Origin of the sequence: Kitasatospora sp. NPDC059803, from assembly GCF_042732255.1 — a bacterium.
Taxonomy (GTDB): domain Bacteria; phylum Actinomycetota; class Actinomycetes; order Streptomycetales; family Streptomycetaceae; genus Kitasatospora.
Genome location: NZ_JBHWIJ010000459.1, coordinates 1 through 4,288 on the forward strand (window position 1 = coordinate 1; position 4,288 = coordinate 4,288).

At 71.5% G+C, this 4,288-nt stretch carries 5 protein-coding genes; 3 read left to right on the top strand and 2 right to left on the bottom strand.

Annotated features, from left to right (window positions below; all coding sequences use genetic code 11):
- Nucleotides 1-77: 77 nt before the first annotated feature.
- Both ACFV6I_RS37990 and ACFV6I_RS37995 read right to left on the bottom strand, forming a co-directional pair.
- Nucleotides 78-404 carry a hypothetical protein gene (locus ACFV6I_RS37990; protein WP_063350300.1) on the bottom strand — a complete coding sequence of 109 codons (327 nt, stop codon included), beginning with the start codon at nt 402-404 and terminating at the stop codon, nt 78-80.
- Nucleotides 401-706, bottom strand: a complete 306-nt coding sequence (locus ACFV6I_RS37995; RefSeq protein WP_063350301.1) for an SAV_915 family protein — start codon at nt 704-706, stop codon at nt 401-403. Before ACFV6I_RS37995 ends, ACFV6I_RS37990 begins: the two co-directional genes overlap by 4 nt.
- Before the next feature lie 236 nt (nt 707-942).
- Here ACFV6I_RS37995 and ACFV6I_RS38000 point away from each other — a divergent pair, with 236 nt between their 5' ends.
- The 3 genes from ACFV6I_RS38000 (at nt 943) to ACFV6I_RS38010 (ending at nt 4,235) form a co-directional block, all read left to right on the top strand.
- Nucleotides 943-1,377, top strand: coding sequence for a helix-turn-helix domain-containing protein (locus tag ACFV6I_RS38000; RefSeq protein WP_380380978.1), 435 nt, complete (start codon nt 943-945; stop codon nt 1,375-1,377).
- Between the two features lie 113 nt (nt 1,378-1,490).
- Nucleotides 1,491-1,847, top strand: coding sequence for a DUF4180 domain-containing protein (locus ACFV6I_RS38005; protein ID WP_380430687.1), 357 nt, complete (start codon nt 1,491-1,493; stop codon nt 1,845-1,847).
- A gap of 165 nt (nt 1,848-2,012) precedes the next feature.
- On the top strand, nt 2,013-4,235 hold the full coding sequence (locus ACFV6I_RS38010) for an NADP-dependent isocitrate dehydrogenase (RefSeq protein WP_380430689.1): 2,223 nt from the start codon (nt 2,013-2,015) through the stop codon (nt 4,233-4,235).
- Nucleotides 4,236-4,288: the final 53 nt, after the last annotated feature.

Below are 4,288 nucleotides of genomic sequence, written 5' to 3' on the forward strand. Positions count from 1 at the left end.
ACCCACCCCCCCCCACACACACTGCGCCCCCCCCCCCCCCCGCGGGGGGGCCAGAACCCAACATCTTCATCAGTCTTCTAGGGAACCGGGCGGAGGGTGACCGGTCTGGGGGTGAGGGCGCGCAGCACCAGGTCGATCCGGATCCTGGCGGCCCCGGCGCGCTGGAGGGCGGCGGCGACCGCCCGCAGTTCCTCGGGGCCGGTGCAGGCGAGGCGGAGCTCCAGGTCGGCGTCGCCGGCGAGGGAGAGTCCGCCCTGGACGGCCGGGTGCTCGGCCGCCAGCCGGTCGAAGTCGAGCGGGACCGGCCCGTAGCTGACCCGGGCGAGCGCGTGCAGCGCCCGGGCCGGTTCGGGTGGTTCCGGTTCGGGGTCAGGGTCTTCGGGGACCAGCTGGAGGGCGGTCACCGGTGCTGGAGCTGTGCGGTCGGGGCGGGGGCGAGCGGGGTGGCGGGTGCGGTGACGGGCGGGGCGACCAGGCGCGGGTCGAGGACGAGGGTGTCGATGCCGAGGGGGGCGGTGAGCGCGCGCAGGGCGGGTTCACCGAATTCGGTGAAGGCCTGGTCCGGCCCGAAGAGGGCGGCGAGCGACTCGGGGCTGGAGAAGCCGACGGCGCAGCGGCGGCCGTCGCGCAGGCGGAAGAGGCGGAGGGCGGTGGTGGTGCCGGTACTGGAGACGGTGACCGGAACGTGCCAGACGACGCGGGCCATGCGAGTGCTCCCGGGTGGGGTGGTGGTGCCTGCCGGAACTGCTGCTTCGACGCTAGGCCGGGTTCCGCCGGGCGTCGCCGGTCCTGACGCGGCGTTGACCGAATGAGGTGGTGCGTTGACGCACCCCTGACGGTCGGTTCACCCGAGTGGACTAAACCACTCCCTATCATTACGTAAACATCCCTATCGGATGGTATGTTTCCTGCGGATGAGGACGTTCGAGAGGATGGTCGCAGGTGGCGCAGTACTACTCGGTGGAACAGGTGGCCGAACTGCTCGGCCTGCACGTGCGCACCGTCCGCGGCTACATCCGCGACGGCCGGCTCGCCGCGACCAGGATCGGCAAGCAGTACCGGATCGCCCGTGCGGACCTGGAGGCCTTCACCGGCGCCCCGGCCGCCCCGCCCGCACCCGTGCCCGGTGCCGGCCCGCGGCGCGCCGAGGTGTCCGCCGTCGTCCGGATCGAGAACGTCGACCGGGCCGCCGCCGACCGGCTGTCCAACGCCGTGCTGGCCGCGATCGCCGGCCCGCGCGAGGGCGGCTGGCCGCTGCACGTCGAGACCGTCCACGACGAGGAGCGGGAGACCCTGCGGCTCGTCGTCCTCGGCGATCCGGCCGACACCGCCGCGCTGCTCGGCATCGTCCACACGATGACCTCGTCCATGCACTGAGGCCTCGTCCAGGCGTTGACGCCGGCCGCGCCGGATGGCGTCGGTCACACCGGACCCGCATCGGGATCCGCATCGGATCCACAGCGAACCCACATCGACCAGGGAGAACGGCAATGTCCGAGCAGTACGCCACGACGGTCCTGCGGCTGCCCGCCGAGGGCGCGCCGATCCGCGAGGAGCAGGACGCCATGGACGTGATCGGCGACGCGTTCGGCCGCGGCGCCTCCTGGGTGGTCGTCCCCGTCGCCCGGCTGCACCCGGACTTCTTCACACTGCGCACCCGGGTCGCCGGCGGCATCGTGCAGAAATTCGTCAACTACCGCGTCGGCCTGGTGGTCCTCGGAGACATCGCCGACCACGTCGCGGCGAGCGACCCGCTGCGCGACTTCGTCCGGGAGAGCAACCGCGGCCGACAGCTCTGGTTCCTCGCCGACGAGACGGAGCTGGCGGCCAGGTTCGCCGAGGTCTGAGCGTTCTCCGCTTGCCCCGCACCCGCCCCGGGACCACGGTGGAGCTGACCGTCGGCGCGCCCCCGGGGCACCCGGCGCACGCTCCGGGGCGGGGGGAGGTGGAGCTAGGGGGCCGTGACGAGATATCTTGACGTCAAGACGTTGGAGACGTGAAGCGGAGTACCGATGACTGACTCGACCATCATCTATACGCACACCGACGAGGCTCCGGCCCTGGCGACCTACTCGTTCCTGCCGGTTGTCCAGGCATACGCCTCGACGGCGGGTGTGCGCGTGGAGACCCGCGACATCTCCCTGGCCGGGCGGATCATCGCGAGCTTCCCGGAGCGTCTCGCCGAGGGCCAGCGGATCGAGGACGCCCTCGCCGAGCTGGGCGACCTCGCCAAGACCCCGGGCGCCAACATCATCAAGCTGCCGAACATCTCGGCGTCCATCCCGCAGCTGAAGGCCGCCGTCGCCGAGCTGCAGGCGCAGGGCTACGCGCTCCCGGACTACCCGGACGACCCGCAGACCGACGAGGACAAGGACGTCCGCGCCCGTTACGACAAGGTCAAGGGCAGCGCCGTCAACCCCGTCCTGCGCGAGGGCAACTCGGACCGCCGTGCCCCGGGCTCGGTGAAGAACTACGCCAAGACCCACCCGCACCGCATGGGCGCCTGGTCGGCCGACTCCGAGACCAACGTCGCCACCATGGGCGAGAACGACTTCCGCTCCACCGAGAAGTCCGCCGTGATCGCCGCCGACGGCGCGCTGCGTATCGAGCTGGTCGCCGAGGACGGCAGCGCCACCGTGCTGCGCGAGCGCGTCCCGGTGCTGGTCGGCGAGGTCGTCGACGCCTCGGTGATGCGCGTCGCCGCCCTGCGCGAGTTCCTGACCGCCCAGGTCGAGCGCGCCAAGGCCGAGGGCGTGCTGTTCTCGGTCCACCTCAAGGCCACCATGATGAAGGTCTCCGACCCGATCATCTTCGGCCACGTCGTCCGCGCCTTCTTCCCGAAGACCTTCGCCAAGTACGGCGAGGTGCTGGTCGCCGCCGGTCTGGACCCGAACAACGGCCTCGGCGGCATCCTCAACGGCCTGGACGGCGTGCCGCACCTGGGCGCGGAGATCAAGGCCTCGTTCGAGGCCGAGCTCGCCGAGGGCCCGGCCCTGGCGATGGTCGACTCGGACAAGGGCATCACCAACCTGCACGTCCCGAGCGACGTCATCGTCGACGCCTCGATGCCGGCCATGATCCGCACCTCCGGCCACATGTGGGGCCCGGACGGCCAGGAGGCCGACACCCTCGCCGTGCTGCCCGACAGCAGCTACTCCGGCGTGTACCAGGCCGTCATCGACGACTGCCGCGCCCACGGCGCCCTGGACCCGGCCACCATCGGCTCCGTCCCGAACGTCGGTCTGATGGCCCAGAAGGCCGAGGAGTACGGCAGCCACGACAAGACCTTCGAGATCGCCGCGGCCGGCACCGTCCGCCTCGTCGACGCCGAGGGCAACGTGGTGCTGGAGCAGGCCGTCCAGCCGGGCGACATCTTCCGCGCCTGCCAGACCAAGGACCTGCCGATCCAGGACTGGGTCAAGCTGGCCGTCACCCGCGCCCGCGCCACCGGCGACCCGGCGGTGTTCTGGCTGGACGAGAACCGCGCCCACGACGCCGTCCTGATCGAGAAGGTCAAGAAGTACCTGCCGGAGCACGACACCACCGGCCTGCAGATCGAGATCAAGTCCCCGGTCGAGGCCACCACGTTCTCGCTGGAGCGCATCCGCCGCGGTGAGGACACCATCTCGGTGACCGGCAACGTGCTGCGCGACTACCTGACCGACCTGTTCCCGATCCTGGAGCTGGGCACCAGCGCCAAGATGCTGTCGGTCGTCCCGCTGATGGCGGGCGGCGGCCTGTTCGAGACCGGCGCCGGCGGCTCCGCCCCGAAGCACGTCCAGCAGCTGGTCAAGGAGAACTACCTGCGCTGGGACAGCCTCGGCGAGTTCTTCGCCCTGGCCGCCAGCTTCGAGCACCTGGCCACCAGCACCGACAACGCCCGCGCCCAGGTGCTGGCCGACACCCTGGACCGCGCCACCGGCACCTTCCTCAACGAGGACAAGTCGCCGAGCCGCCGCCTCGGCGGCATCGACAACCGCGGCAGCCACTTCTACCTGGCCCTGTACTGGGCCCAGGAGCTGGCCCGGCAGACCGCCGACGCCGAGCTGGCCCAGGCGTTCGAGGGCCTGGCCAAGGCGCTCGGCGAGCAGGAGACGACCATCGTCGACGAGCTGATCGCCGTGCAGGGCTCGCCGGTCGACCTCGGCGGCTACTACCAGCCGGACCCGGCCAAGGCCGCGGCGGTGATGCGCCCGTCCAAGACCTTCAACGAGGCGCTCGCCAACCTCGCCTGATCCCAGGGGAGTCGAAGCACCGGGAGGCTCCCGGGTCCGGTACCGGACCCGGG